Source organism: Streptomyces sp. DSM 106670 (assembly GCF_055792845.1).
The window spans coordinates 1,660,316-1,686,039 of sequence record NZ_CM147704.1 but is presented as its reverse complement, the minus strand read 5'-3'; the positions used below and the strand labels follow the sequence as shown (position 1 = coordinate 1,686,039).

The window sequence follows — 25,724 nt, the reverse complement described above, 5'->3', positions numbered from 1 at the left end:
CTTTTAGGAGAATGACATGGCTACTGGAACCGTGAAGTGGTTCAACTCGGAAAAGGGCTTCGGCTTCATCGAGCAGGACGGCGGCGGCGCCGACGTCTTCGCCCACTACTCCAACATCGCCACCTCGGGCTTCCGTGAGCTCCAGGAGGGCCAGAAGGTCTCCTTCGACGTCACGCAGGGCCAGAAGGGCCCGCAGGCGGAGAACATCGTCCCGGCCTAATTGCCGGACGCGTACCTCGCTGACCGGGGCCCGCACCGTGAAGGTGCGGGCCCCGGTTTGTGCTGTCCGAGCGACCACCCGTCGCAACAACCCGTTCTGTGCGCACATCCTGGGGGCGCACCCGGACGGCCGGGCCGGCACATCGCAGTAAACCCATTCGGCAGTTGCCCAGGAATCCCCCAGGAGGGCAATTCCGTATGACCAGCTCCGAACGCCAGGACCGCACCCCCCGCTCCCGTCCGGCCCGTGGCCGAGGCCGCGGCCAGGGCGCGGCCCCCCAGGCCGCCTCGAACGGCCGGGGCGGCGCACCCCGCTCCCGTAACCAGGGCGGCTCCAAGCCCGCGGCCCGCCGCAAGCCCGCGGTCGCACAGCCCGCCGAGTTCGCTCTGCCGGAGACCGTGACCCCCGCGCTGCCGTCCGTCGAGGCCTTCGCCGACCTGGACATGCCCGCCGCGCTGCTGAAGACCCTCGCCGCGCAGGGTGTCACCGAGCCGTTCCCGATCCAGGGCGCCACCCTGCCGAACTCGCTGGCCGGCCGCGACATCCTCGGCCGCGGGCGCACCGGCTCCGGCAAGACCCTCGCCTTCGGCCTGGCCCTGCTGGCCCGCACCGCCGGGCGCCGCAGCGAGCCGCGCGCCCCGCTGGCCATGGTCCTCGTCCCCACCCGGGAGCTGGCCCAGCAGGTCACCGACGCGCTGACCCCGTACGCGACCGCCGTGAACCTGCGGATGGCCACCGTCGTCGGCGGTATGTCGATCACCAAGCAGTCCGCCACCCTGCGGCGCGGCGCCGAAGTCCTCGTCGCCACCCCGGGTCGGCTCAAGGACCTCATCGAGCGTGGCGACTGCCGGCTGGACCAGGTCTCCATCACCGTCCTCGACGAGGCCGACCAGATGGCCGACATGGGCTTCATGCCGCAGGTCGTCGCCCTGCTCAAGCAGGTCGAGGCGGACGGGCAGCGCATGCTGTTCTCCGCGACCCTCGACAAGAACATCGACCGGCTCGTCAAGATGTTCCTCACCGACCCGGTCGTGCACTCCGTCGACCCGTCCGCCGGTGCGGTCACCACGATGGAGCACCACGTGCTCCACGTCCTGGACGAGACCGACAAGAAGGCCGTCGCCACGAAGATCGCCGCCCGCGACGGGCGGGTGATCATGTTCGTCGACACCAAGCGCGCCGCCGACCGCTTCGCCAAGCGGCTGCTCGCCAGCGGTGTACGGGCGGCCGCCCTGCACGGCGGGCGCTCCCAGCCGCAGCGCAACCGGACGCTCGACCAGTTCAAGACCGGTGAGGTCACCGCGCTCGTCGCGACGAACGTCGCGGCCCGCGGCATCCACGTGGACGACCTCGACCTGGTCGTCAACGTGGACCCGCCGACCGATCACAAGGACTACCTCCACCGCGGCGGGCGCACGGCGCGCGCCGGGGAGTCCGGCAGCGTCGTCACGCTGGTGCTGCCCGAGGAGAAGCGCGAGATGACCCGGCTGATGCAGGACGCGGGCATCGCGCCGCGCACCACGCGGGTCACCTCCAGCGACGCGGAGCTGGGCCGGATCACGGGCGCGCGTGAGCCGTCGGGCGTCGCGATCGTGATCGAGGTACCGCAGCCGACCCCGCCGAAGCAGAGGGCCCGGTCGGGCGGTTCGGCGGGTTCCGGCGGCGGCGCGGTGCGCTCCGGCAGCCGGGGACGGGGCCGGCGCGGGGCCGGCGGTGCCGGCGGGACCGGCGGGACCGGCGGGACCGGGGGTGCGCAGGGTGCGCGTTCCGGTGGCGGCGCGGGCCGCTCCGGGGGCACGGGCCGCTCGGGCGCGCCTGCCCGGGGTCGCCGGGCGGCGTAGGCCCACACTTCAAGCCGCCGGGTGGGCGAGGACCGGGGCCACATTTCAAGCCGTCCGGCGATTGAGGACCGGGGTCCGGGGCAGAGCCCCGAAAGCCCCGGGCCGGGGCACTGTCCTCAATCGCCGGACGGCTGGTGGTGGGCCGGGGCACTGTCCTCAATCGCCGGACGGGCTTGATAGGGCGGTCTGTCGCCGGGTGCGGGCCGATGTGGGCCGAGGCTTGTCCTCAAGCGCCGGACGGGCTGGGCGTGGCCGCCCGGTTGTCGGGCGTGGGGGCCAGGGCTGCCAAGGCCCCCTCCGCCTCCGTCAGGATCCGTTCCACCAGACCCGCCACGCTCGGCAGATCCTCGATCAGGGCCGCCACCTGGCCGGAGGCCATGATGCCGAGGTCCGTGCGGCCCTCCACCATCGACGCCCGCAGCAGCATCGGCGCGTTCGCCGCCATCAGCACCTGGCTCCAGCTCAGCTTCCTGCCGTGCCGCATCGCCAGTCCGTCCCGGACCATGTCCCGCCGGCTCAGGCCGGACAGCCGGCGGAAGCGGGACGCCCGGCGCACCGCCCCGTACAGCGAACGCAGCCGGCCCGCGTCCTCCAGCTCCGCCACCATCTCCGTACGGAGCATCCGGTGCGGCAGCCCGTCCACCGCCCGCGTCAGCGTGATGTCCTGGGCGGCCGCCGCCAGATAGCGTGCCTTCACCGCGTCCGGGACCGTGGAGTCCGAGGTCAGCAGGAACCGGGTGCCCATCGCGACGCCCGCCGCCCCGTACGCCAGCGCCGCCACCAGCCCCCGGCCGTCGTGGAAGCCGCCCGCCGCGACCACCGGGATGTCCACCGCGTCGACCACCTGCGGCAGCAGCACCGTGGTGGCGACCTCCCCCGTGTGACCGCCGCCCTCGCCGCCCTGCACGATCACCGCGTCCGCACCCCACGCCGCGACCTTCTCCGCGTGCCGCCGGGCCCCCACCGACGGGACGACGACCACGCCCGCGTCCTTCAGCTCCGCGATCAGCTCCCTCGACGGGGCGAGCGCGAACGACGCCACCCGCACGCCCTCCTCGATGATGATGCCCACCCGCTCCCGGGCGTCCCCCGCGTCCGCCCGCAGGTTCACCCCGAACGGCGCGTCCGTGCGGGACTTCACCTCCCGTACGGCGGAACGCAGTTGGTCCGGCGTCATGGTCGCCGACGCCAGGATGCCCAGCGCCCCGGCCCGCGCGGTCGCGGTGACCAGGCGGGGGCCCGCCACCCAGCCCATGCCGGTCTGCACGATCGGGTGCCGGACGCCGACGAGATCGGTCAGGGCGGTACGCATCAGGCCCCGACCTCCCGGTCCCGGGTGCGGGCCGGGTCGATGACCTCGCGGATCAGGGCGAGTTCGGCGGAGGAGGGGGCGCGGGTGTACGGGACGTCGGCGGGGACCGTGAGCGGGAAGCCCGTCGCCTCGCGGACCCTTTCCACGGTGACGCCCGGGTGGACCGAGGCCAGCCGCATCGAACGGTCCGGCGTCGCGAAGTCGAAGACCCCGAGATCGCTGACGACCCGGGGGATGCGGTGGAAGCGCGTGGCCGAGGGGCCCGCCGCCTCCGCCCGGTCGTGGCCGACCCCGCAGACCATGTCGACGCGCTCGACGAAGACCCGGGGCGAGTGCCGGGGGATCCAGTAACTCACCGGGTTGTTCAGGGTGTTGACCGGTGCTCCGCGTACGCCCAGGAGCTGGCGGGCCGGTTGCTCCCAGTCGCCGATGCAGGAGATGTTCTGGTTGCCGAAGCGGTCGATCTGGCTCGCGCCCATCATCACGTGCCGCCGCCCCCCGGTCACCAGGGCCAGATGTCTGCGGTAGGGGAGCCAGCCCTCCGGCTCGCCGTCCGGGCCGACGAGCCTCGCCTCGCCGTCCGTGAGCAGCAGATCGGGCGCGAAGGTCAGCCGCGCCAGCCGGGCCCCCACCGCCGGCACCGCGCCCATCGGACTGGCCAGGATCTCCCCGTCGCCCCGCCAGGCCTCCGCGCAGGCGATCACGCAGTACTCGGCACGGGTGACGCTCTCCACGGCGGACGCGTTCATTTCTGCTCCTCGTGCCAGACGCGGACGGCTTCCCGGTAGCTCTTCTCGTCGCCGTCCGGCGGCAGGAAGCGGGCTGCGAACTCGGCCCAGGCGGCGGGATCGGCCGCCGCCGTCGCGTACGCCTTCTGGAACGGCTCGTCGCGCGGGTGGTCGGGGACGCAGGAGGTGAAGTGCGCCCCGCCCGGCGTCTCCACGACGCCGGTGACGGCGTGCCGTTGGACGAGGAGGGTCGCCAGCGGCCGCCCGCCCTCCGTCAACTCCCGGGTCTCCACCAGGCGTTCGCAGGAGACGTACGCCGCGTCCGCCGCCTCGCAGAACAGGTCGTCGAAGTACGGGTCGGGGCCCAGGTACTGGCCGTTGCCGAGCCGGTCCGCCCGGTTGAGGTGGACCAGCGCCGCGTCCATCCGCAGGGCGGGCGCCGCCACGAACTCCTCGCCGTCCTCGTACGGTGAAGTCACCGTGCGCAGCTCGGGGTTGACCCGCATCACGTCCGAGCCGAGCCCGGCCCGCACCGGCAGGAACGGCAGCCGGTTCGCCGCCGCGTGCAGCCCCCACATGAACATCGCCTCGTCGATCTCCGTCAGCGCGAACGCCCCGCGCTGCCGGGCCGCCCGGTAGTGCGGCTCCAGCGGGATCGAGTCGAGCGTCACGAACGCCGTGACCAGACGGCGGATCCGCCCCGCCGCCGCCAGCAGCCCGACGTCCGGGCCACCGTAGGAGATCACCGTGAGATCGGTGACCGATGACCGCAGCAGCGCCCTGACCAGCGCCATCGGCTTGCGGCGCGAGCCCCAGCCGCCGATCCCGATCGTCATCCCGCTGCTCAGCCGGCCGACGACCTCCTCGGGCGTCATCGTCTTGTCGCGCCCCTGCGGGGGAGTGGTCACGGTCGGGCCTCCTTGCCGAAGGTGTCGCGGACCCGGGCGGCGGTCCCGGCGAGGTTCGCCTCGAAGGTGAACCCCTGCTCGAAGCGGTAGCTGCGCTGTACGTCGACGGGGTCGATGCCGTTCAGGGCGGCCTTGGCCAGCCGCAGCAGATGGCCGTCCTTGGCGGCGATCTCGTCCGCCAACTCCAGTGCGGCGGCCATCAGCCGCCCGCCCGGGACCACCCGCCAGACCGAGCCGTGGGCGAGCAGTTCGGCGGCGGTGACCGTGCGCGAGGTGTAGTACAGCGTGCGCATCAGGTGCTGCGGCACCAGCCGGGCGAGGTGGGTCGCGGCGCCGAGCGCGCCCCGGTCCAGCTCCGGCAGGCCGAAGACCGCGTCCTCGCTCGCGACGATCGCGTCGGCGTTCCCGACGAGGCCGATACCGCCGCCCAGACAGAAGCCGCGCACCGCCGCGACGACCGGGACCTCGCACGCGTACACCGCCGCGAACGCCTCGGCGCAGCCCCGGTTGGCGCCGATCAGCGCCTCGTGCCCCGGATCGCGCTGCAACTCCTTGATGTCGACGCCCGCGTTGAAGCCGCGCCCGGCGGCGGCCAGGACGACGCAGCGCACCTCCGGGTCACGGCCCGCCGCCCGGACGGCGTCCGCCAGGTCGTACCAGCCCCGCACGGGCAGCGCGTTGACGGGCGGACGGTCGACGGTGACGACGCGGACGCCGTCGTTCCCGGGGGGCGACGCGGTGGAGACAGTCATCGGAGGATCAGCTACCTTTCCACCAAACATTTGTTAGGTGGACGGTAGCAGGCGCCCCGCCCGCCAACCAGGACCACTTCCACGGGAGATGAGATGACCGCACCCACCGCACACCGTGCCGGACTCTGCGCGGGCCGGGTCGTCGCCGTCACCGGCGCCGGGCGGGGGCTCGGCCGGGCCCACGCGCTGGCCTTCGCCGCCGAAGGGGCACGGGTCGTCGTCAACGACCTCGGCGTCCGACCGGACGGCAGCGGGGGCGGGGGCTCCGGCGGACCGGCCCGTGAGGTCGTCGAGGAGATCGTCGCGGCGGGCGGCGAGGCCGTCGTGCACGGCGGCGACATCGCCACCGCCGCAGGCGCGGCCTCCCTCGTCACCACCGCCCTGGACACCTTCGGCCGCTTCGACACCCTCGTCAACAACGCGGGCTTCCTGCGGGACCGGATGCTCGTCAACCTGGACGAGGACGACTGGGACGCGGTGATGCGCGTCCACCTCAAAGGTCACTTCCTGCCCCTGAAGCACGCCGCCGCCCACTGGCGGGCCGAGGCCAGGGCGGGCCGCCCACCGGTCGCCCGGGTGATCAACACCAGCTCCGGCGCCGGACTCCTCGGCAGCGTCGGCCAGGGCAACTACGCGGCGGCCAAGGCCGGAATCGTCGCCCTGACCCTGGTCGCGGCGGCCGAACTGGGCCGGTACGGAGTCCAGGTCAACGCCCTCGCCCCGGCCGCCCGGACCCGGATGACCGAGCAGACCTTCGCCGCGACCATGGCGGCCCCGGGGGAGGGCGCGTTCGACGCGATGGCCCCCGAGAACGTCTCGCCCCTCGTCGTCTGGCTCGGGTCCGCTTCGAGCGACGGGGTGACGGGCCGCGTCTTCGAGGCCGAGGCGGGCCGCATCACCGTCATGGAGGGCTGGCGCCCGGGCCCCACCGACGACCGGGGCGCGCGCAGATCACCGGCCGAGGCGGGCGAGACGGCGCGCCGACTGCTGGCGGAGGCGGCGGAGCCGGGGCGGGTCTACGGGGCGTCCTGAGGGGCATGGCGCGGGGGCCGTCGTCCGGGCCGGGAAACCCGCTTGCGGGGGCCGTCCCGTACCGGACACCCTCGCAGCACACGACGAACAGGAACAGGGCCCGAACCGATGAACGAGTTCTGCTGGATGGACCTCAAGACCCACGACCCGTCCGGCACCGCCGCCTTCTTCTCCTCGGTGCTGGGCTGGGACTTCGCCGTGGACGAGGAGGACCGGCGGCGGGCCGTCACGATCTCTGCCGGAGGCGCCCGGATCGGCGGGGTGAGCGACCTCGCCCAGCCGGTGTACCCGCCCGGAACGCCACCGCACATCGCCTACTACCTCGCGGCCGACGACGTGGACCACCGTACGGCTGTGGCGGTCGGCAACGGAGCGCGGATCGTCCTCCCGCCCTTCGACGCGGGGGACCAGGGCCGGATCGCCACGCTGATCGACCCGGTGGGCGCGGTCTTCTCCCTCTGGCAGCGGCAGAAGCCCACCGGGTGGCCGGCGCCCGCCACGGTCGCCGCCGGCCCGCACCGTACGGTCCTGGCCTGCGAAGACCCCGAGCGGGCCCGGCAGTTCTACGCCGCCGTGATCGGCGCACCCCTCGGCCGGGCCGACTTCCGCACCGCCGCCCCCGACCCGGCCGCCCCCGACTCCGCACCCCGGTGGGAGCTGGCCGTCGGCGTGGACGACCTGGACGGTGTGATCCGGCGCGCCCGCGCCCATGGGCAGGAACCCGCCACCCTCCCCGGGGAGGAGGGCGGCCGTCGTGCCGTGCGGCTGCGCAGCCCGGAAGGGCTGGCGTTCCGGATCCAGGAGGACGACCGGATGCCCGTCTTCCTGGAGACCGACCGGCTCGTCCTGCGCCCGGTCACCGCCGCCGACGCCCCCGACCTGCTCGCCCTCGACAACGACCCCGCCGTCATGCGGTACATCAACGGCGGCCGGCCCACCAGCCCCGAGGACATCCGGGACCGGACCCTGCCGAGGCTCCTCCACCACTACCCGTGCACCGGGACCCGCGGCTACTGGGCCGCGGTGCGGAAGGACACCGGGGCCTTTCTGGGCTGGTTCGGGCTCCGGCCGCTGGACGACCACGACCCTGCCGTCGTCGAGCTCGGCTACCGGCTGAACCGGGCCGCCTGGGGCCGCGGTCATGCCACCGAGGGGGCGCGGGCCCTGGTCGACAAGGGGTTCACCGACCTCGGGGTCCAGCGGGTCACCGCCAACACCATGGCGGTCAACACGGGATCCCGGCGCGTGATGGAGAAGGCGGGGCTGACCTTCCTCCGGGCCTACACCGAGGACTGGCCGGAGGTCATCGAGGGCTCCGAACACGGCGACGTGGAGTACGAACTCACCCGGGAGACGTGGGAGCGGAGCCGATAGCCGGGAGCCGGCAGGGGGCGGGGGCGGTCCGGGCGGTGACTACGCCGGTGCGCCCAGCAGGGCCGCGATCTCGCCGTGGCCCGTGTGCTGGTCCACGCCCGCCGACGGCACCCCGTCCCGGAGCAGCTCCACCGCTATCGTCTCCTCGCCGTCGCGTCGGTCGTGGAGCGTCACCGTCTCGATGCCGGAGCCGTACATCTCCTCCAGCCGCAGCAGCAGCTCCCGCTCCGGATCGAGTCCGGCGATGCGCCGCGCCTCGGCCAGCGCCAGGGCGACCGCGGACTCCTGCCCCTGCGCGCCCGCGCCGTGCGCGAGCAGCGCCCGTACCGTGCGCAGGGATCCGCGCTGGGCCGCCAGCACCAGCATCGACTCCCCCCGCGGGCCCGGCAGCAGCGGGTCCGCGCCACGGGCGAGGAGCAGCTCCACCGTCGCGGAGTGCCCCAGGCCGACCGCCCACCGCAGCGCCGTGAAGCCGAACTCCTCGCGCAGATCCGGCCGGGCCCCGGCGGACAGCAGCGCCTCCACCACCGCGGTGTGCCCGCCGCACGCCGCCCCGCACAGCGGCAGGTCGCTCGCCCCGGGCCCGCTCGCCCGGTCGGGGTCGGCCCCGGCGGCGAGCAGCAGGCGTACCGCTTCCAGGCGGTCCTGGACCGACGCCAGATAGAGCGCCGTCGTGCCCTCCTCGTCGCTCGACTCGGCCGGCGCACCCGCGCGCAGGGCCCGTACGACCGCGTTCTCGTCCTCGTACAGCGCGTCGAACAGGCATGGTTCGTCCCTGATCGGCTCGTTCGTCATGCTTCGATCCTACGGCGGGCCGCTGACAACGCCTCGGCTCAGGTGTCGCACTCCAGAGCGGTCCGGCACAGCCCGCAGCGCGCGGTGAACCGGCCCCGGACGGGGACCCGGATGCGCTGGTGGCAGGTGGGGCAGGGGAAGGAGACGCGCAGACCGCCGTCGCCGGTCTCGAAGGCGTACGGAACGTTCGGGTCCGGGGCGGTGCCGGGGTGGTCCTGGGCGTACCGGCGGTCCTTGGCGTAGCGGCGTCGGCCCGCCCAGCCCGCGGCGGTCAGCGGCGGCCGGCGCAGATCCTGCAGCGCCCGCTCCCGGCCCTTGGTGTACGCGGTGTACGCCTGGGGGCTGGTGAACCACGGCGAGGGGTCCTCGTCGAAGGCGAACGCCCGCTTGGCCAGGACGTATCCGAACTCCTCCGGGGTGAGGTAGCCCAGCTTCTGGCGGGAGGTGGCGTCCTCCCGGAACGCGTCCAGCAGCAGCCAGCCCGCGCCGAGGTAGGCCGTCGTGGTGTCGGTCAGGATCTCGTTGGCGCGGGTCCCGGGGAACTCCAGGCCGAGCCGGTGCAGCAGCACATGGGTGACCTCGTGCGCGAGCGCCGCCCCGATGTCCCTGCGGTGGGTGCGGAAGCGGTCGTTGAGCTCGATGAAGTACTCGGGGCCCGCGGTGAGTTCCACGCTCGCCGCGTGCTCCATCGCCCGGAAGCCGACGATCATGCGGGCCTCGGGCAGATGGAGGTGCTGGACCAGTGAGCGCGCCACCCGCTGGGCTCCCAGGTGCAGATCGTCCTGGTCCGCGAACGCGGCGTCGGCGGGCGGGAGGCTGGTGGCGTAGGCGTGGACGCCGTCCGCGGAGAGCCGGCGGTAGAGCGCGGTGACGGCGGAGCGGACCGTGTCCAGATGCGGAAAACCATGGACGACGGGTGCGCCCGGAGGGCTGTTCGCCACGTCGGAACCCCCCATCCGCGACGGTCGACGGACCTCCACTGTATGCCGGGGCGGAAACCTGCCGATGATCTTGGCTGAAAAGTGCGCCTTGTGGCAGCGGTCACCCGGCACCGATAATCGGATCGTTCTTGTCGGGTACATGACTAATTCGGCTTCGGTGCCGGAGGTCGTCACCCCGGCCGGGACGTGCGTGCCGGACCGCGCAACCCCACAGCAGCACCGGAATCCCGCGTACCGGAAACCCCGCGTACCAGGACTCCTGCACCACAACGCAGCAGCGCAACCTCCCACAGCAACCCCCCACACGAAATCCCCCCACGAAAGAAGGCCTCCGTGAAGCTTCTGAGCGTGCTGAAAAGGTGTTCCGTCGCCATAGCCGCCGTCGCCCTCGCGACCGTCAGCCTCCAGCCCGCCGCCGCGGCCCCCCAGCCGATCGTCGGCGGAGAACGCGCCGAACAGGGCGAGTTCCCCTTCATGGTCCGGCTCTCCATGGGCTGCGGCGGTGCGCTCTACGCCCAGGACATCGTCCTCACCGCCGCCCACTGCGTGGACGGTTCGGGCGACGACACCTCGATCACCGTCACCGGCGGTGTCGCCGACCTCCAGTCGCCCGACGCCGTCGAGGTCCAGTCCACCAAGGTCCTGCAGGCCCCCGGCTACAACGGCACCGGCAAGGACTGGGCGCTGATCAAGCTCGCCCAGCCGATCGACCAGCCCACCCTCAAGATCGCCACCGACGACACCTACGACGAGGGCACCTTCACCGTCGCGGGCTGGGGCGCCGACCGCGAGGGCGGCAGCCAGCAGCGCCACCTGCTGAAGGCCGACGTGCCGTTCGTCTCCGACGCCGACTGCTCGTCCGCCTACGGCGGCGACCTCGTCGCCGACGAGGAGATCTGCGCCGGCCTCCTCGGCACCGGCGGCGTCGACAGCTGCCAGGGCGACTCCGGCGGCCCGATGTTCCGCAAGGACGACTCCGACGAGTGGGTCCAGGTCGGCATCGTCAGCTGGGGCCAGGGCTGCGCCCGCCCCGACTACCCGGGCGTCTACGCCCAGGTCTCGCACTTCGCCGGTGACATCGCCTCCGCGGCCGACTCGCTCTGACCTCGCTCGGAGCCCGGCCGCCGGTCACCGCACGTCCGGCCGGTGATCACGGCTGAACCACCCCGGGAGCGCCCGTACGTACGGGCGCTCCCGGACCCAGTTCCACCCGCGGCTCGCCCGCGTCCTCCAGCTCCAGCACCCACACCTCGTTGACGCCCTCGCGGAGCACCGGACCCGGCACGTACAGGGTCCGCTGCGGGCCCGCCGACCAGTACCGGCCCAGGCAGAAGCCGTTCACCCACACGAACCCGCGCGTCCAGCCCGGCAGTTCGAGACCGGCGTGATCGACACCCGGCACGCCTGAGCCGCCTGAGCCGCCTGAGCCGCCTGAGCCGCCCGTGACGCCCGCTGCGCCCCCGACCGTGAACGTCCCCCGGAACAGGCCCGTCCGCCCCGCATCGCCCGCCCCCGCGGCGGCCTCCACCGGACCGAACGGGACCGCCGCCACCGCGTCCGCCGCCTCGAAGGCGTCCAGCCGCAGCGCCCGGGCCCGTACCCCGTGCAGATACTGCCGCTCGTGCAGCACCCCGCCCGTGACGCCCTTCGGCTCACCCAGCCGCGGCCCGTAGTTGACCCGGCCCAGCGACTCCACCCACAGCTCGACCTCCGCCGGACCCGCCACCGGCTCCGGCAGCGGCCCGGACTCCTCGGTCAGCACCCCGGCCCGCACCCCGTCCACGTACACCACCGCCCGGTCCCGCAGCCCCGAGGCCCCCAGCGGATACGCCTGGCGCGGCCCCGGCACCGCCACCCGGTAGCGCACCAGACCCCGGTCCACGCCCAGCTCCTCGAAGGTCGGCGGCACCCCCGACTCCGCCGTCTCCGGATCGCCCAGCGCCTCCAGTACGTCCCCGAGCCCGGCCCACCCGTCCAGCTCCACCCGTACCGGCCCGGCCAGCCCCTCCGGCTCCGGCGGCAGCGCGGGCAACGGCCCCTCGGCGTACCCCTCCAGGACCTCCCGGAACAGCCGGAACTTCTCCGTGGCCCGCCCGTACTCGTCGACCGGCGCGTCGTAGTCGTACGACGTCACCGTCGGCTGGAACGCCCCGTCCTGCAAGGGGCCACCGCGGTTCGCCCCGGCCCAGCCCGCGAAGTTCGTCCCGCCGTGCGCCATGTAGATGTTCACCGACGCCCCGCACTCCAGGATCTCCCGCAGCGCCCCGGCCGCCTGCCCCGCATCCCGTACGACGGGCTCGGCCCCCCAGTGGTCGAACCAGCCGCACCAGAACTCCATGCACATCAACGGGCCCTTCGGCTGATGCCGGCGCAGCACCTCGAAACCCTCCCGCGCCCCCGAACCGAAGTTCGCCGTCGCGAGGAGACCCGGCACCGAACCACCGGTCAGCATGTGGTCCTCCGGGCCGTCCGACGTGAACAGCGGAACCGTCACCCCGCACTGCCGCAACAGCCCCGCCAGCCACTCCAGATACGCCGCGTCGCTGCCGTAACTCCCGTACTCGTTCTCCGCCTGGACGAGGATCACCGGACCGCCCCGGCCGGTCTGCCGCCGCACCACCTGCGGCAGCAGCTGCCGGAACCACCGCTCCACCACCGCCCGGTACTCCGCGTCCCGGGTCCGCACCCGCCGCCCGAACCGGCCCGTCACCCACACCGGAAGACCGCCGTTCTCCCACTCGGCGCAGATGTACGGCCCCGGCCGCACGATCGCCCACAGCCCCGCCCGCTCCACCGCGTCCAGGAACCGGCCGAGCGCCCCCACATCCCGGACCTCGCCCTCCCGGGGCTCGTGCAGATTCCACGGTACGTACGTCTCGACGCAGTTCAGCCCCATCGCGGCGAGCATCGCCAGCCGGTGCCCCCACTGCTCCTCGTGCACCCGGAAGTAGTGCAGGGCGCCCGACAGCAGCCGTACGGGCTTCCCGTCGAACCGGAAGCCGTCGTCCCCCACGGTGAAGTCGGTCATCGCGCTCGTACGCTCCTGTGCCCGGCCGCACCCGCGGCCCTCCGGTGAATTGGTCCGACCACCTTCACCTCTGGCGCGCACCGGGTCCATGGACAAAGATCGCTGCTGATTGGACACAACGCGCAGGACATCGGACGCGCCGCGCGGGACGACGTGCGCGGGAAGGAGGAGCGGGATGCCGACCTACCACACCTGGATGCGCTTCTTCACGCCGAGCCCGCTCCACCACCGGCTGGGCCTCGTCTGCCTCGGCGTCGGCCTCCAGCACGGCGCGCTGCCCACCGTCGGACCCCGCACCCTCGACCACCACGTCGCTGTGGTCGTCAACTCCGGCACCGGCTGGTTCAAGGGCCCCGACGGCCGCCGCACCCCCGTCACCGGCCCCAGCCTGATCTGGCTGACCCCCGGCACCCCCCACCACTACGGCGCCGACCCCGGCACCGGCTGGGACGAGAGCTTCGTCGACTTCACCGGCCCCGCCACCGCCACGTACACCGAACTCGGCTACATCGAGCCCGACCGCCCCCTCGTCCCGCTCTCCGACACCGCCGCCCCGCGCGCCGCCGTCGGCCGCATCGTGCGCGCCGCCCGGCGCGGCAACCCCCTCCTGGAGGTGGAGACCGGGGCCGCCGTCCACGAACTCCTCGTCTCGCTCCGCCGCGCCCGCGCCGACATCGGGCCCGACGGCGACCCGGTGCTCCAGGCGCTGGCCCGCGACGCGTACCAGCCGCTCACCGTCGCCGAGCACGCCGCCCGGCACGGTATGACCCCCGCCGAACTGCGCACCGCCGTACGGCGCGGAGCCGGCTGCAGCCCCAAGGACTATCTGCTCGGCATCCGCCTCGGCCGGGCCAAGGAACTCCTCGCCGCCACCGACCTGCCGGTCGCCGCCGTGGCCCGCCGCGTCGGCTACGACGACCCCGCCTACTTCTCCCGGCTCTTCGCCCGCCGGGTCGGCACCGCCCCCGTCCGCTTCCGCGAACAGCAGGGCCGCAGCGTGCCCGGCGGCTGGAGCGACCGGGTGCCCGATCCGGACGACCCGCCGACGATCACGACCTGACGGCGGCCGTCTAAGCTCGCTGACCATGAGCACGAGCGAAATCGACCCGTCCGTCCAGGCCGAGCTGAACCGGCTGCGCGAGAGCATCGACAACATCGACGCCGCCGTCGTCCACATGCTGGCCGAGCGCTTCAAGGCCACCCAGCAGGTCGGCCGCCTCAAGGCGGACCACAGGCTGCCGCCCGCCGACCCGGCCCGCGAGACCCGTCAGATCGCCCGGCTCCGGCAGCTGGCGCAGAGCGCGAACCTGGACCCGGCGTTCGCCGAGAAGCTGCTGAACTTCATCATCGCCGAGGTGATCCGCCACCACGAGCGCATCGCCGACGAAGCGGGGAACGGCGCCGGGGCCTGACCGCCCACCGCCGGGCACGGCGGACGCGCCCGCGAGACCCGCACCCGCGCGCCACCCGGACCGACCCCGTCCGCACGGCAACGCGTCCGCCCGGCCGCCGGTCCGCCCGGACCGGCCGAGATCCGCCCGTCCGCCCAGGGAGAACCCCGCTGCGCCCGCCGTCCCCCGTACGGCAGCATGGGGCCATGTCCGTACTGACGCGCGACGAAGCGCAGACCCGAGCCCAGATCCTCGACGTGGAGCGGTACACGATCGCCCTCGACCTCACCACCGGCGAGGAGACCTTCGACTCCGTCACCGCCATCCGGTTCACCGCCCGCGCGGCCGGAGACACCTTCGTCGAGGTCAAGCCCGCCACCCTGCGCTCGATCAGCCTCGACGGACACCCCCTGGACCCCGCCCTCCTCGACGGCAACCGCTACCCCCTCACCGGACTCACCGCCGGCCCCCACGAACTGCGCGTCGACGCCGCGATGCACTACTCCCGCACCGGCGAGGGCATGCACCGCTTCACCGACCCCACCGACGGCGAGACCTACCTCTACACCCAGCTGTTCATGGAGGACATCCAGCGCGTCTTCGCCGCCTTCTGCCAGCCCGACCTCAAGTCCGTCTTCGCCATCGACGTCACCGCCCCCGAAGGCTGGACCGTCCTCGGCAACGGCGTCGCCGAACACACCGGACAGGGGCGCTGGACCATCGCCCCCACCCCCCTCATCTCCACCTACCTCGTCGCGATCGCCGCGGGCCCCTGGCACTCGGTCACCACCGAGCACGCCGGACTGCCCTTCGGCATCCACTGCCGCCGCTCGCTGGCGCCCTACCTCGACGCCGACGCCGACGAGATCCTCGACATCACCCGCGCCTGCTACGACCGCTACCACGAGAAGTTCGACGAGCCCTACCCGTTCGACTCCTACGACCAGGCCTTCGTCCCCGAGTTCAACGCCGGCGCCATGGAGAACCCCGGACTCGTCACCTTCCGCGACGAGTTCGTCTACCGCTCCGCCGTCACCGACACCGAACGCCAGACCCGCGCCATGGTCATCGCCCACGAGATGGCCCACATGTGGTTCGGCGACCTCGTCACCCTCACCTGGTGGGACGACATCTGGCTGAACGAGTCCTTCGCCGAGTACATGGGCTACCAGACGCTCACCGAGGCCACGCGCTTCACCGACACCTGGGTCGACTTCGGCGTCGCCCGCAAGGGCTGGGGCTACGACGCCGACCAGCGCCCCTCCACCCACCCCGTCGCCCCCGACCCCGACGCCGTCCCCGACTCCGCGTCCGCCCTCCTCAACTTCGACGGCATCAGCTACGCCAAGGGCGCCTCCGCCCTGCGCCAACTCGTCGCCTGGCTCGGCGAGAAGGACTTCCTGGCCGGCATCAACGCCCACTTCGCCCGCCACCGGTTCGCCAACGCCACCCTCGCCGACTTCATCGACAACCTGGCCTCCGCCACCGACCGCGACGTCCACGCCTGGGCCGAACAGTGGCTGCGCACCACCGGCATCGACACCCTCACCGCCGAGACCGGCACCCCCGAGCCCGCCGCCCCCACCGCACCGAACGGCAACGGCAACGGCCAGTCCTGGTCCCTCACCGTCACCCGCGACGGCTCCCGCCCCCACCGCATCACCGTCGGCGCCTACGACCACGCCCTGGGCACCCAGGCCGGCCCCGGCCACCTCGCGCTGCGCGACCGCTTCGAGATCGACGTACCCGGCGACGGCACCCCCACGATCCGCCCCGGCCACCGCCCCGCCCTCGTCGTCCTCAACGACGGCGACCTCACCTACGCCAAGGTCCGCCTGGACACCGCCTCCTGGGACACCGTCCTGACCGGCCTCTCCGGCATCCCCGACGCCCTCACCCGGGCCGTCCTCTGGAACACCGCCCGCGACATGGTCCGCGACGGCGAACTCGACCCGGCCACCTACCTCGCGACCGCCCGCACCCACCTCCCGCACGAGAGCGACCTCGCCCTCGTCCAGGGCGTCCTCACCTTCGCCGCCGGACAGATCGCCGCCCGCTACACCGCCCCCGAGAACCGCCCGGCCGCCCTCGCCACCCTCACCGACCTCTGCCGCGACCTCATCCGCCGCACCGAGGACGGCTCCAACCCCGGCCTGCGCCTCATCGCCGTACGCCACTTCATCGACGCCGCCACCCAGCCCGACACCCTGCGCACCTGGCTCGACGAGGACACCGTCCACGGCGGCCCCGAACTCGACCCCGAGCTGCGCTGGCGCATCCTCACCCGGCTCGCCGTCCTCGGCGCCACCGACGAGACCACCATCGCCGCAGCCCTCGAAGCCGACCCCAGCGCCACCGGCCGCGAAGGCGCCGCCCGCTGCCGCGCCGCCCTGCCCACCCCCGAAGCCAAGGCAGCCGCCTGGGACGCCCTGTTCACCGACGACACCCTGTCCAACTACCTCTTCACCGCCACCGCCCAGGGCTTCTGGCAGCCCGGCCAGGAAGAGCTGACCGGCGACTACGTGCCCCGCTTCTACCCGGAAGCCACCGCACTCGCCGCCCGCCGCGGCCCCGCCATCGCCGAGGCCGCCGGACGCTACGCCTTCCCCGCGTACGCCGTCGACGCCGAAAGCCTCGCCACCGGCACCCGCGCCCTGGAGGACCCGGCCCTCATCCCCGCCCTGCGCCGCAAGCTCGTCGACCAGCTCGACGACCTCCGCCGCGCCCTCGCCGTACGGACGTCGGCCGACCGTTAGGGCGTATCCGCACGGCCCGGACGACCCTCGTCCGGGCCGTCGCTCCCCGACCGCAGGTCGGCGAGCAGCTCCGCCTGACCCGACAGCACCCCGGTCAGAATCGTCCGCGCCACCCGCAGCAGCTCCGCCACCCCCGGGTCGGCCAGCGTGTAATGGACCGCCGAGCCCTCCCGCCGGGCCGTCACCAGACCCGCACGGCGCAGCACGGCCAACTGCTGCGACAGATGGGCGGCCTCGACCCCCACCTCGTTCAGCATCTCCGACACCGCGTGCTCGCGTTCACTGAGCAGTTCGAGCACCCTGATCCGCACCGGGTGCCCCAGCGTCTTGAAGAACTCCGCCTTCAAGCGGTACAGCGGCGTACTCACCGGCGGGGCCCCGTTCCGCACGGCGGAAAACCGCCGCACCACACCTGACCAGAACTCTTCTCCATGGGTTCATCCTCGCGCCTTCGCACCACGAGGATGAACCCGGGGACCGGCCGGGTCAGGCCTTCTTCAGGAACTCGGTCCTCAGCACGAGCCCCTTGACCTTCTTCGTGTTGCACTCGATCTCACCGGCGCGCCCGGTGAGCCGGATGTTCTTCACCAGCGTGCCGCGCTTGAGCGTCTCCGACGTGCCCTTCACCTTCAAGTCCTTGACCGTGGTCACGGAGTCACCGTCCGCCAGCACGGTCCCGTTGCTGTCCTTCACGACGATGTCGCTCATGGCGCGTTCCTGCCCTTCTCCACCCGGTACAGCTCTTGCACCGGACATCTCTCAACGGTCATGGGACCGGCCGTTCCGCCGCAGCGGCAGCGTGATCCATATGCTCTTGCCGCCCTCGTCGACATCGCCCCGCACCACCGCGCTGCCGCCCAGACCGTGGGTCAGCTCCATCACGGTCGCCAGCCCCCGACCCGGCGCTATGCCGGCGGACGCGAACAGCGCAGGACGGTACGGATGGCGGTCGTGCACACCGAACGCGAACGTGTCGGGGCCGCCCGCGAACACCACCGTCACATTCGGCGAGAGCACCGCCGCGTGCCGCACACTGTTGGTCACCAGCTCACTGACGATCAGCAGCGCCGGATCCCGGCACGGATCCTGCGCCGCCACCCCCCACTCCGCCAGCACCTGCTCGGCGGTCTCCCGGGCGATGCGCACGGCCGAACCCAGGGTGGGCAGCGTCAGCACATGCCGGTACGGCAAGGTGTCCGGAGGCGTGATCATCGGGCCGCCTCCTCGGCCGGAGCCGCCACCGGCACGTCCCGGCCGCCCCGGGCCGGCACCACCCCGGCCGCCGCCGCCCCGTCGGCCCGCGCCACCCCGGCCGCCGCCAGCCGCTCCCGGGCCGCGCCGAACGCCTCGGACGCCGTGGCGTACTCACGCCCCTCCCGCCGCAGCAGCTCCAGCGCCCCCACCGACTCCAGCGCCCGCCGCTGACCCGGCCGGATCCCGGAGGCCAGCACCACGATGCCCCGCCCGTTCAGCCGGTGCACGGTGTCCTTCAGCGCCAGCGCACCGGTGGCGTCCACCGTGGTCACCCGGCACATACGCAGGATCACCACCCGTACGCCGGAGATCTCGCCGAGCTCCAGCAGCGAACGGTGCGCCCCGGCGAAGAACAACGGCCCCTCGACCCGGTACGCCACCACCTGCCCGGCCGTCCCGGCGAGCTCACCGTCACCGCCGCCGCCACCCTCGTACGATTCCGTGCCCGGCAGCTCCGGCACGCCGTCGCCGTACGTCTGTGCGCCCGGCAGCTCCGGAACGCCGTCGTCGTACGGATGCACCCGGTCCAACCGCGCCTCGGCCGCGACCGCGCGCAGGGCCAGCAGCCCGGCCACCGCCAGCCCGATCACGACCGCCAGCACCAGATCCAGCACCAGGGTCGCCGCCGCCGTCAGCACCAGCACCACCGCGTCCGAGCGCGTCGCCCGCGCCATCGCCCGCAACGCCCCCACCTCGACCATCCGCACCGCCGTGGCCAGCAGCACCCCGGCCAGCGCGGCGAGCGGGATCCGCGACACCAGCGGAGCCGCCGCGAACACGATCACCGCCAGCACCCCGGCATGCGTCAGCGCCGCCAGCCGCGAACCCGCGCCCGTACGGACATTGACCGCCGTCCGCGCGATCGCCGCCGTCGCGGGCACCCCGCCGAACAACGGCGCGGCCAGATTCGCGATGCCCTGCCCGAACAGCTCCCGGTCCGGATCGTGCTTCTGGCCCGTCGTCATCCCGTCGGCCACCGTCGCCGACAGCAGCGACTCCAGCGCAGCCAGCGCCGCCACCGCGACCGCCGGAGCCACCAGCGAACCCACCGCCGACAGATCCAGGAACCCGAGCGAAGGAGCCGGCAGACCCGCGGGCAGCGCACCGATCGGCGTCGCCCCGTCCAGGTGGAACAGCTGCGCCGCCAGCGTCGCCGCGACCACCGCCACCACCGAGAACGGCACCCCCGGACGCAGCCGCGCCCCCGCCAGCATCAGCCCCGCCACCCCGACGGTGATCGCGAGCGCGGTCCAGTTCGGGCCGCCCACGAACTCCTCGACCGCCCGCCACGCCACCACCAGCACCTTGTCGCCCTCCGGGGCGGCCACCCCCAGGGCGTTCGGAACCTGCTGGAGAGCGATCACACACGCGATCCCGAACGTGAACCCCTCGACCACCGGCGCCGGGACGTACCGCATCGACCGGCCCGCCCGCAGCAGCGCCAGCACGATCAGCAGGCCCCCCGCCATCAGCCCGACCGTCAGCACCCCGCCCGGACCGTACTCCGCGACGATCGGCACCAGGACCACCGTCATCGCCCCGGTCGGCCCCGACACCTGCAGGTTCGACCCGCCGAACACCGCGGCCAGCGCCCCCGCCACCACCGCCGTAGCGAGCCCCGCCTCCGCGCCCAGCCCCGACGCCACCCCGAAACCGAGCGCGAGCGGCAACGCCACGATCGCCACCGTCAGACCGGCCAGCAGATCACGGCGCGGAGCACGGGTCATGGCCTCGAAGTCGGCGCGCACCGGCAGCAGCGCCCGCACCCGCCCCCAGCCCCGCGCCGCCACATCCGAAAACCCGCTCACGGCGCGGACACCTCGGCCTCCCGCAGCTCGGCGAGCAAGCTGTCCCGGTCGGACAGCATCTCCGTCAGGATCCGCCGCGCGGCCCGCATCAGCTCGGCGACATCACCGCCCGCCAGCTCGTACACCACCGTGGAACCCTCCCGGGTCGCGGTGACGATGCCGGACCGGCGCAACACCGCCAGCTGCTGCGACAGCGCCGAGGGCTCCACCTCGATCGCGGCCAGCAGATCCCGCACCGGCAACGGGCCCGCCTGGAGCAGCTCCAGGACCCGGATACGCACCGGATGCCCGAGCATCCGGAAGAACTCGGCCTTGGCCTGGTACAGGGGGACCGGCACGGCGGAACCTCTCCTCGGCAGTACGTCACCACCGCGGGCGGAAGAGCCGGGCGGGGGCCGCGGTCCGCGCACGACGGCGGAACGGCCCACACAGCATGTAGTGAATTGCAGAATTTCGCAATTCACTCATTGAGCAACACCACGCGGGACCACCCCGCCCGCACACCCATCCAGAACCCGCACACCCATACCACCCCGACCCCCGCCGGCCCGGCCACACCGACCGCCAGTACCCCTTTCGAGTTCAGATCGTTGACCTCTTCGGCCGCGCCACCCGAAACCCGGGACAAGCTGGCATGTCCACCCCCGCGCACCCCGAAGGACCACCCCACCCATGCCCACCCCGCCCCTCGCCGGAGGCACCGCAGGCCCCGACGCGCTGCGCCCCCTCATCGACACCGTCCTCACCGCACTCCACGACGGCGCGACCCTCCGCGGCGGCCCCCTCCCCGCCGGCGGACCCGACACCGTCACCCCCCGCACCCGCACCGCCACCCACCCCCTCATCCCCGACCACGGCACCGGCGCCCACCACGCCCTGCGCACCTTCGTCACCGCCCTCGCCGCAGGCGCCGCCGACCCCGCCCACCCCCACTGCGCCGCCCACCTCCACACCCCGCCCCTCGCCCTGGCAGCCGCCGCCGACCTCGCCGCCAGCGCCCTCAACCCCTCCATGGACTCCTGGGACCAGGCCCCCGCCGCCTCCGCCCTCGAAGCCGACCTCACCAGCGCCCTCGCCGCCGAGATCTACCCCCACACCCCCTCACCCGACGCCGTCATCACCACCGGCGGCACCGAGGCCAACCAACTCGCCCTCCTCCTCGCCCGCGAACGCCACGGCCCCGTACAGACCGTCTGCGGCGCCAACGCCCACCACAGCGTCGCCCGCGCCGCCTGGCTCCTCGGCCTCCCCGAACCCGTCGTCGTCCCCGCCCCCACCGGCACCCTCGACCTCGCCGCCCTCGACGAAGCCCTCACCGAACTCCACCGCCCGCTCCTCGTCGTCGCCACCGCCGGAACCACCGACACCGGCGAGATCGACCCCCTCGACGCCATCGCCGACCTCTGCACCACCCACGGCGCCGAACTCCACATCGACGCCGCCTACGGCGGACCCCTCCTCCTCAGCCCCACCCACCGCACCCTCCTCCACGGCCTCGACCGCGCCCACAGCGTCACCCTCGACCTGCACAAACTCGGCTGGCAACCCGCATCCGCCGGCCTCCTCGCCGTACCCGAACGCCACCACCTCACCCCCCTCCACCACCACGCCCCCTACCTCAACGCCGACGACGACACCGAAGCCGGCCTCCCCGACCTCCTCGGCCGCTCCCTGCGCACCACCCGCCGCCCCGACGCCCTCAAGATCGCCATCACCCTCCAGGCCCTCGGCCGCACCGGACTCGCCGACCTCATCGACCGCACCGTCGCCACCGCCCACCACCTCGCCGACCTCATCGCCAAAACCCCCACCCTCGACCTCTACGACCGCCCCACCATCAGCACCGTCCTCTTCCGCCCCACCGGAACCGACGACCACACCGTCGCCACCGTCCGACGCACCCTCCTCCAACGCGGCCACGCCGTCCTCGGCCGCGCCCACGCCGAAGGCCGCCTCTGGCTCAAGGCCACCCTCCTCAACCCCCACACCACCCCCGACGACCTCCAAGCACTCCTGGACCTCGCCACCGCCACCACCACCGACCTCCTGACCGGCCCCGTCACGGCCACCGACCTCTTGACCGGCCCCGCCGCGGCCACCCCGGCCGACCTCGTCACCGCCACCCCGGCCGACCCCGGCCCGGACTCCCCGAACGGCACCACCCCCGGCACCACCCACCCCACCCCTCACCCCACGGAAGGCGACACCCCGCGATGACCGACCGGCCCGCCCCCGAACCCGACCAGCCACACGACCTCGTCGGCATCGGCATCGGCCCCTTCAACCTCTCCCTCGCCGCCCTCGCCCACAACATCCCCGCCACCCCCGGCGACCCCCGCCCCCTCGCCGCGACCTTCTACGAACAACGCCCCGCCTTCCACTGGCACCCCGGCCTCCTCCTCGACGGCGCCAGCCTCCAAGTCCCCTTCCTCGCCGACCTCGTCACCCTCGCCGACCCCGCCAACCCCTGGAGCTTCCTCAACTACCTCCGCACCCGCGACCGGCTCTTCCCCTTCTACTTCGCCGAGCGCTTCCACATCCAACGAGCCGAATACGACGCCTACTGCCGCTGGGTCAGCGAACAACTCCCCGGACTCCACTTCGGCCACCAGGTCGACGCCGTCCGCTGGAACACCGACCGCGCCCTCTTCGAAGTCGACTTCACCCAACTCGACCGCGACGGCGAAGCCGAAGCCCTCGGCCGCGCCTACGCCCGCCACATCGCCCTCGGCATCGGCACCGAACCCTTCGTCCCCGAACCCCTCAAACCCCTCGCCGAAGCCGAAGCCGTCCCCGTACTCCACTCAGCCGACTACCTCCGCCACCGCGAACGCCTCCTCGCCGCCGGACACATCACCGTCATCGGATCCGGCCAGTCCGGCGCCGAGATCTTCCTCGACCTCCTCCGCGCCCGCCCCGAAGGCGCCGAGAACATCCACTGGCTCGCCCGCACCCAGGCCTTCGCCCCCATGGAGTACTCCAAGCTCGGCCTCGAACACTTCACGCCCGACTACAGCCGCTACTTCCACGCCCTGCCCGAGTCCGCCCGCGACGAACTCGTCCCCCGCCAATGGCAGCTCCACAAAGGCATCGACGCCGACACCATCGCCGCCATCCACGACGAGCTCTACCGCCGCACCCTCCACGGCGGCTGGCCCGACGCCACCCTCACCCCCGGCGTCCACGTCCGCACCGCGGGACGCCTCGCCAACACCCGCGTCGAACTCCACCTCGAACACACCCAGCAAGGCACCCGCACCCGCCTCACCACCGACGCCGTCATCCTCGCCACCGGCTACCGCGAACGCCCCCTCGACGCCCTCCTCGGCGGCCTCGACCCCTACCTCCGCCGCGACGCCTCCCACCGCCCCCGCATCGACGACCAGTACCGCCTGATCCTCGACCCCACCGTCACCGGACACGTCTACGTACAGAACGCCGAACGCCACACCCACGGAGTCGGCGCCCCCGACCTCGGACTGGCCGCCTGGCGCAGCGCCACCATCCTCAACAACCTCACCGGCGCCAACCCCTACCCCCTCCCCGAACGCACCGCCTTCACCACCTTCGGCCTCACCCCCCAACCCCCCGGCATCCCCGCCCAGGCCCCCGCCCTCGTCCCCCTCAGCCAAACCCTCTGACCCCCAGGACGACGAACGGCCCGGGCCCCCACCGAAGAGGAGACCCGGGCCGAACGAACAACACACCAACCGGAGTTACGGGAACACCGGCGTTCGTGGAACCGCCGGAGTCACGGGAACACCGGCGTCCCCTCACGCGTCAGCCGCCACCCCACCGCAGCGAACGCCGCCGGATCCACCGAACCCTTCTCCCGCACCCACCCGATGATCGTGTTCCGGATCTCGTCCGAATCCGCCCACAGCTGCTGCGCACCCGGCACATGCGGGAAGTTCCCCCCACCACTCGCCCGGTAGTTGTTCACCGCCAACACGAACCGCGCCGCCGGATCGATCGCCGCCCCGTCGAACGACAACCCCACGATCCGCGAACCCGCCGGCTTCGCGATATCGATCTCGTACGTCACGCCCGACACCGCGTCGTAGTTGTAGTCCGGAATCCCGTCCGCGTTCGTCAGCTTCGCCGTGTCCACCGGACCACCCGCCGCCGTCTGCACGTAATACCGCGCCGAGTACTCCAGATAGTCCTTCAACTGGGCGCCCGTGATCAGCCGCGCCTCCAGCGTGTTCTCGAACGGATACAGCCCCGCCGCGTCCTTGATCGTCACATCACCGGCCGGAACCCCCGCCGTACGCGAGAAACACGAAGCCTGCGACAACACCGGCAGCGCCGCATGCTCGCCACCCGCCAACGCCGCCGTCACCGTCTCCGTCTGCACCTGGTTGATCAGATCGATGATCGGCTCGTCCTTCCACGGCGCCTCGGCCGTCGACATCGCCACCACCGACGTACCGATCACCTGATTGACGTACTCCACCACCTTGCGGTGCTCGCGCCGCAGCAGCGACGTCACCTTCCGGTCCTCCGGCACGGTATTGGAGTTCAGCACCCGCGAACCGGCCTTCTCCACCGTCCAGCGGCCCTTCTCCCACACCAGATCGAAATCGAACAGCGTCAGCCGCTGCCCCCACTTCGCCGGCTCCGAGAGCACGACCTGCTTCCCGGTCTCCTTGTTCGTCACGAAGTGCTCGGCGATCTCCACATGCGCGTGCCCCACCAGAATCGCGTCGATCCCCGGCACCTGCTCCGCCACCAGCGCCGCCGCGTTCTCCACGTACGGCAGCTGATCACCCCACGACGACGTCCCCGAAGAACCCGAATGCGCCGACACGATCACCACGTCCGCACCCATCGACCGCAGCTTCGGCACCCACTTCGCCGCCTGCTCCTCCAGACCCGGGAACACCATCTTCCCGCCCACATTCGCCTTGTCCCAGATCGCGATACCCGGGTTCGTCAGCCCCAGCACCGCCACCCGCACATCACGCCCGCACGGCGTGTGCATCCGCTTGATGACATACGGAGCGAACGCCGGCCGCAACGTCTTCGCATCCAGCGCATTCGCCCCCAGCAGCGGGAAATCGCACTGCTCCTCGAATTTCCGCAGCACCGGAATCCCGTAATTGAACTCGTGATTCCCGAGCGCCGCCGCGTCGTAACCGATCGCGTTCATCGCCCGCGCCATCGGATGCACCGGACCACGCCGCGCCGTGATCGGATCCACCTTCGCGTAGTAGTACGACAACTGCGTGCCCTGGATCGTGTCACCCGCATCGATCAGCAGCGTGTTCCGGCGGCCCTTCTCCCGGCGCACCTGATCCACCAGCGTCGAGATCTTCGCCAGACCGACATCGTTGTGCGCCGAGTCGTCGTACTCCTTGTCCGTGAAGTAGTCCCAGTTGAAGACGTTCCCGTGCAGATCCGTCGTGCCCATCACCGTGAACGAGTACCGCTTCGGAGGCCGCCCATGACCGTGCCCGTGGCCATGCCCCGCCGCCTCCGCCGCACCGGCCGACCCCACGACCGCACCGCCCGCCATCGCCACACCCGCACCGGCGGCAGCCGAACGGCCCAGAAACGTCCTACGGTTCAACGGCATCTCTTC

Annotated in this window: 23 protein-coding genes and 1 pseudogene; 11 read left to right on the top strand and 13 right to left on the bottom strand. The window is 72.9% G+C overall.

Translation table 11 applies throughout. The features are described from left to right. The first annotated feature begins 16 nt into the window (after nucleotides 1-16). Together ACSMXR_RS07360 and ACSMXR_RS07355 are read left to right on the top strand one after the other, a co-directional pair. Nucleotides 17-220 carry a cold-shock protein gene (locus ACSMXR_RS07360; RefSeq protein ID WP_003969786.1) on the top strand — a complete coding sequence of 68 codons (204 nt, stop codon included), beginning with the start codon at nucleotides 17-19 and terminating at the stop codon, nucleotides 218-220. A 197-nt stretch (nucleotides 221-417) separates the two neighbouring features. Beyond that, nucleotides 418-2,061 (top strand): DEAD/DEAH box helicase, encoded by a 1,644-nt coding sequence (locus ACSMXR_RS07355; RefSeq protein WP_473171466.1) that lies wholly within the window; start codon nucleotides 418-420, stop codon nucleotides 2,059-2,061. Between the two features lie 226 nt (nucleotides 2,062-2,287). On the opposite strand, the gene ACSMXR_RS07350 is transcribed toward ACSMXR_RS07355, so the two are convergent. Genes ACSMXR_RS07350 through ACSMXR_RS07335 form a run of 4 tightly spaced genes read right to left on the bottom strand, consistent with a single transcriptional unit; the run spans nucleotide 2,288 to nucleotide 5,761 of the window. Continuing rightward, nucleotides 2,288-3,373, bottom strand: coding sequence for an NAD(P)H-dependent flavin oxidoreductase (locus tag ACSMXR_RS07350; RefSeq protein ID WP_473171465.1), 1,086 nt, complete (start codon nucleotides 3,371-3,373; stop codon nucleotides 2,288-2,290). Further along, nucleotides 3,373-4,122 (bottom strand): CoA-transferase subunit beta, encoded by a 750-nt coding sequence (locus ACSMXR_RS07345; RefSeq protein WP_473171464.1) that lies wholly within the window; start codon nucleotides 4,120-4,122, stop codon nucleotides 3,373-3,375. Before ACSMXR_RS07345 ends, ACSMXR_RS07350 begins: the two co-directional genes overlap by 1 nt. Continuing rightward, complete coding sequence (locus tag ACSMXR_RS07340; RefSeq protein ID WP_381907913.1) at nucleotides 4,119-5,009, bottom strand: CoA transferase subunit A; 891 nt, start codon at nucleotides 5,007-5,009, stop codon at nucleotides 4,119-4,121. Before ACSMXR_RS07340 ends, ACSMXR_RS07345 begins: the two co-directional genes overlap by 4 nt. Then, nucleotides 5,006-5,761 (bottom strand): enoyl-CoA hydratase family protein, encoded by a 756-nt coding sequence (locus ACSMXR_RS07335; RefSeq protein ID WP_218527886.1) that lies wholly within the window; start codon nucleotides 5,759-5,761, stop codon nucleotides 5,006-5,008. Before ACSMXR_RS07335 ends, ACSMXR_RS07340 begins: the two co-directional genes overlap by 4 nt. Nucleotides 5,762-5,854: 93 nt before the next feature. Here ACSMXR_RS07335 and ACSMXR_RS07330 point away from each other — a divergent pair, with 93 nt between their 5' ends. The 3 genes and pseudogenes from ACSMXR_RS07330 (at nucleotide 5,855) to ACSMXR_RS07320 (ending at nucleotide 8,167) form a co-directional block, all read left to right on the top strand. Then, complete coding sequence (locus tag ACSMXR_RS07330) at nucleotides 5,855-6,793, top strand: SDR family oxidoreductase (RefSeq protein ID WP_473171463.1); 939 nt, start codon at nucleotides 5,855-5,857, stop codon at nucleotides 6,791-6,793. A gap of 108 nt (nucleotides 6,794-6,901) precedes the next feature. Then, nucleotides 6,902-7,579, top strand: a pseudogene (locus tag ACSMXR_RS07325) (VOC family protein); the annotation flags it as partial. A gap of 27 nt (nucleotides 7,580-7,606) precedes the next feature. Continuing rightward, nucleotides 7,607-8,167: a GNAT family N-acetyltransferase gene (locus ACSMXR_RS07320; RefSeq protein ID WP_473172348.1), complete on the top strand. Its 561-nt coding sequence runs from the start codon at nucleotides 7,607-7,609 to the stop codon at nucleotides 8,165-8,167. 39 nt (nucleotides 8,168-8,206) lie between these two features. Here the strand turns inward: ACSMXR_RS07320 and ACSMXR_RS07315 are convergent, their stop codons facing one another. Then, entirely contained in the window at nucleotides 8,207-8,962 is a 756-nt protein-coding gene (locus ACSMXR_RS07315; RefSeq protein WP_137232612.1) for an ankyrin repeat domain-containing protein, read from the bottom strand. Between the two features lie 38 nt (nucleotides 8,963-9,000). Continuing rightward, nucleotides 9,001-9,918: a hypothetical protein gene (locus ACSMXR_RS07310; RefSeq protein WP_256343243.1), complete on the bottom strand. Its 918-nt coding sequence runs from the start codon at nucleotides 9,916-9,918 to the stop codon at nucleotides 9,001-9,003. Nucleotides 9,919-10,236: 318 nt separating this feature from the next. Here ACSMXR_RS07310 and ACSMXR_RS07305 point away from each other — a divergent pair, with 318 nt between their 5' ends. Next, the gene (locus ACSMXR_RS07305; protein WP_137232610.1) at nucleotides 10,237-11,007 is read left to right on the top strand and encodes a S1 family peptidase; all 771 of its coding nucleotides are present in this window, start codon (nucleotides 10,237-10,239) and stop codon (nucleotides 11,005-11,007) included. Between the two features lie 46 nt (nucleotides 11,008-11,053). On the opposite strand, the gene ACSMXR_RS07300 is transcribed toward ACSMXR_RS07305, so the two are convergent. After that, nucleotides 11,054-12,931 carry a glycoside hydrolase family 35 protein gene (locus ACSMXR_RS07300; RefSeq protein ID WP_473171462.1) on the bottom strand — a complete coding sequence of 626 codons (1,878 nt, stop codon included), beginning with the start codon at nucleotides 12,929-12,931 and terminating at the stop codon, nucleotides 11,054-11,056. A 175-nt stretch (nucleotides 12,932-13,106) separates the two neighbouring features. Here ACSMXR_RS07300 and ACSMXR_RS07295 point away from each other — a divergent pair, with 175 nt between their 5' ends. The 3 genes from ACSMXR_RS07295 (at nucleotide 13,107) to pepN (ending at nucleotide 17,078) form a co-directional block, all read left to right on the top strand. After that, nucleotides 13,107-13,991, top strand: a complete 885-nt coding sequence (locus tag ACSMXR_RS07295; RefSeq protein WP_137232608.1) for a helix-turn-helix domain-containing protein — start codon at nucleotides 13,107-13,109, stop codon at nucleotides 13,989-13,991. Between the two features lie 25 nt (nucleotides 13,992-14,016). After that, entirely contained in the window at nucleotides 14,017-14,343 is a 327-nt protein-coding gene (locus ACSMXR_RS07290) for a chorismate mutase (protein ID WP_218527893.1), read from the top strand. Nucleotides 14,344-14,528: 185 nt separating this feature from the next. Beyond that, complete coding sequence (gene pepN, locus ACSMXR_RS07285) at nucleotides 14,529-17,078, top strand: aminopeptidase N (RefSeq protein ID WP_473171461.1); 2,550 nt, start codon at nucleotides 14,529-14,531, stop codon at nucleotides 17,076-17,078. On the opposite strand, the gene ACSMXR_RS07280 is transcribed toward pepN, so the two are convergent. The 5 genes from ACSMXR_RS07280 to ACSMXR_RS07260 all read right to left on the bottom strand — a co-directional run bounded on the left by ACSMXR_RS07280 (nucleotide 17,075) and on the right by ACSMXR_RS07260 (nucleotide 20,478). Next, nucleotides 17,075-17,446: an ArsR/SmtB family transcription factor gene (locus ACSMXR_RS07280; RefSeq protein ID WP_381794499.1), complete on the bottom strand. Its 372-nt coding sequence runs from the start codon at nucleotides 17,444-17,446 to the stop codon at nucleotides 17,075-17,077. The genes pepN and ACSMXR_RS07280 overlap by 4 nt on opposite strands. A 118-nt stretch (nucleotides 17,447-17,564) precedes the next feature. Next, a complete protein-coding gene (locus ACSMXR_RS07275; protein WP_031121993.1) occupies nucleotides 17,565-17,786 on the bottom strand; it encodes an alkylphosphonate utilization protein in 222 nt (73 codons plus the stop codon). Nucleotides 17,787-17,837: 51 nt separating this feature from the next. Further along, entirely contained in the window at nucleotides 17,838-18,290 is a 453-nt protein-coding gene (locus ACSMXR_RS07270) for an ATP-binding protein (RefSeq protein WP_376186036.1), read from the bottom strand. Beyond that, on the bottom strand, nucleotides 18,287-20,059 hold the full coding sequence (locus tag ACSMXR_RS07265) for a SulP family inorganic anion transporter (RefSeq protein ID WP_473172347.1): 1,773 nt from the start codon (nucleotides 20,057-20,059) through the stop codon (nucleotides 18,287-18,289). Before ACSMXR_RS07265 ends, ACSMXR_RS07270 begins: the two co-directional genes overlap by 4 nt. 77 nt (nucleotides 20,060-20,136) lie before the next feature. Beyond that, entirely contained in the window at nucleotides 20,137-20,478 is a 342-nt protein-coding gene (locus ACSMXR_RS07260; protein WP_137232603.1) for an ArsR/SmtB family transcription factor, read from the bottom strand. A gap of 334 nt (nucleotides 20,479-20,812) precedes the next feature. On the opposite strand from ACSMXR_RS07260, the gene ACSMXR_RS07255 reads away from it, so the two are divergent. Then, entirely contained in the window at nucleotides 20,813-22,357 is a 1,545-nt protein-coding gene (locus ACSMXR_RS07255; RefSeq protein WP_473171460.1) for a pyridoxal phosphate-dependent decarboxylase family protein, read from the top strand. Further along, nucleotides 22,354-23,781 carry a lysine N(6)-hydroxylase/L-ornithine N(5)-oxygenase family protein gene (locus tag ACSMXR_RS07250; RefSeq protein WP_364881302.1) on the top strand — a complete coding sequence of 476 codons (1,428 nt, stop codon included), beginning with the start codon at nucleotides 22,354-22,356 and terminating at the stop codon, nucleotides 23,779-23,781. Before ACSMXR_RS07255 ends, ACSMXR_RS07250 begins: the two co-directional genes overlap by 4 nt. A 110-nt stretch (nucleotides 23,782-23,891) precedes the next feature. Here the strand turns inward: ACSMXR_RS07250 and ACSMXR_RS07245 are convergent, their stop codons facing one another. After that, nucleotides 23,892-25,718 (bottom strand): bifunctional metallophosphatase/5'-nucleotidase, encoded by a 1,827-nt coding sequence (locus tag ACSMXR_RS07245; protein WP_473171459.1) that lies wholly within the window; start codon nucleotides 25,716-25,718, stop codon nucleotides 23,892-23,894. Between the last annotated feature and the right edge of the window lie 6 nt (nucleotides 25,719-25,724).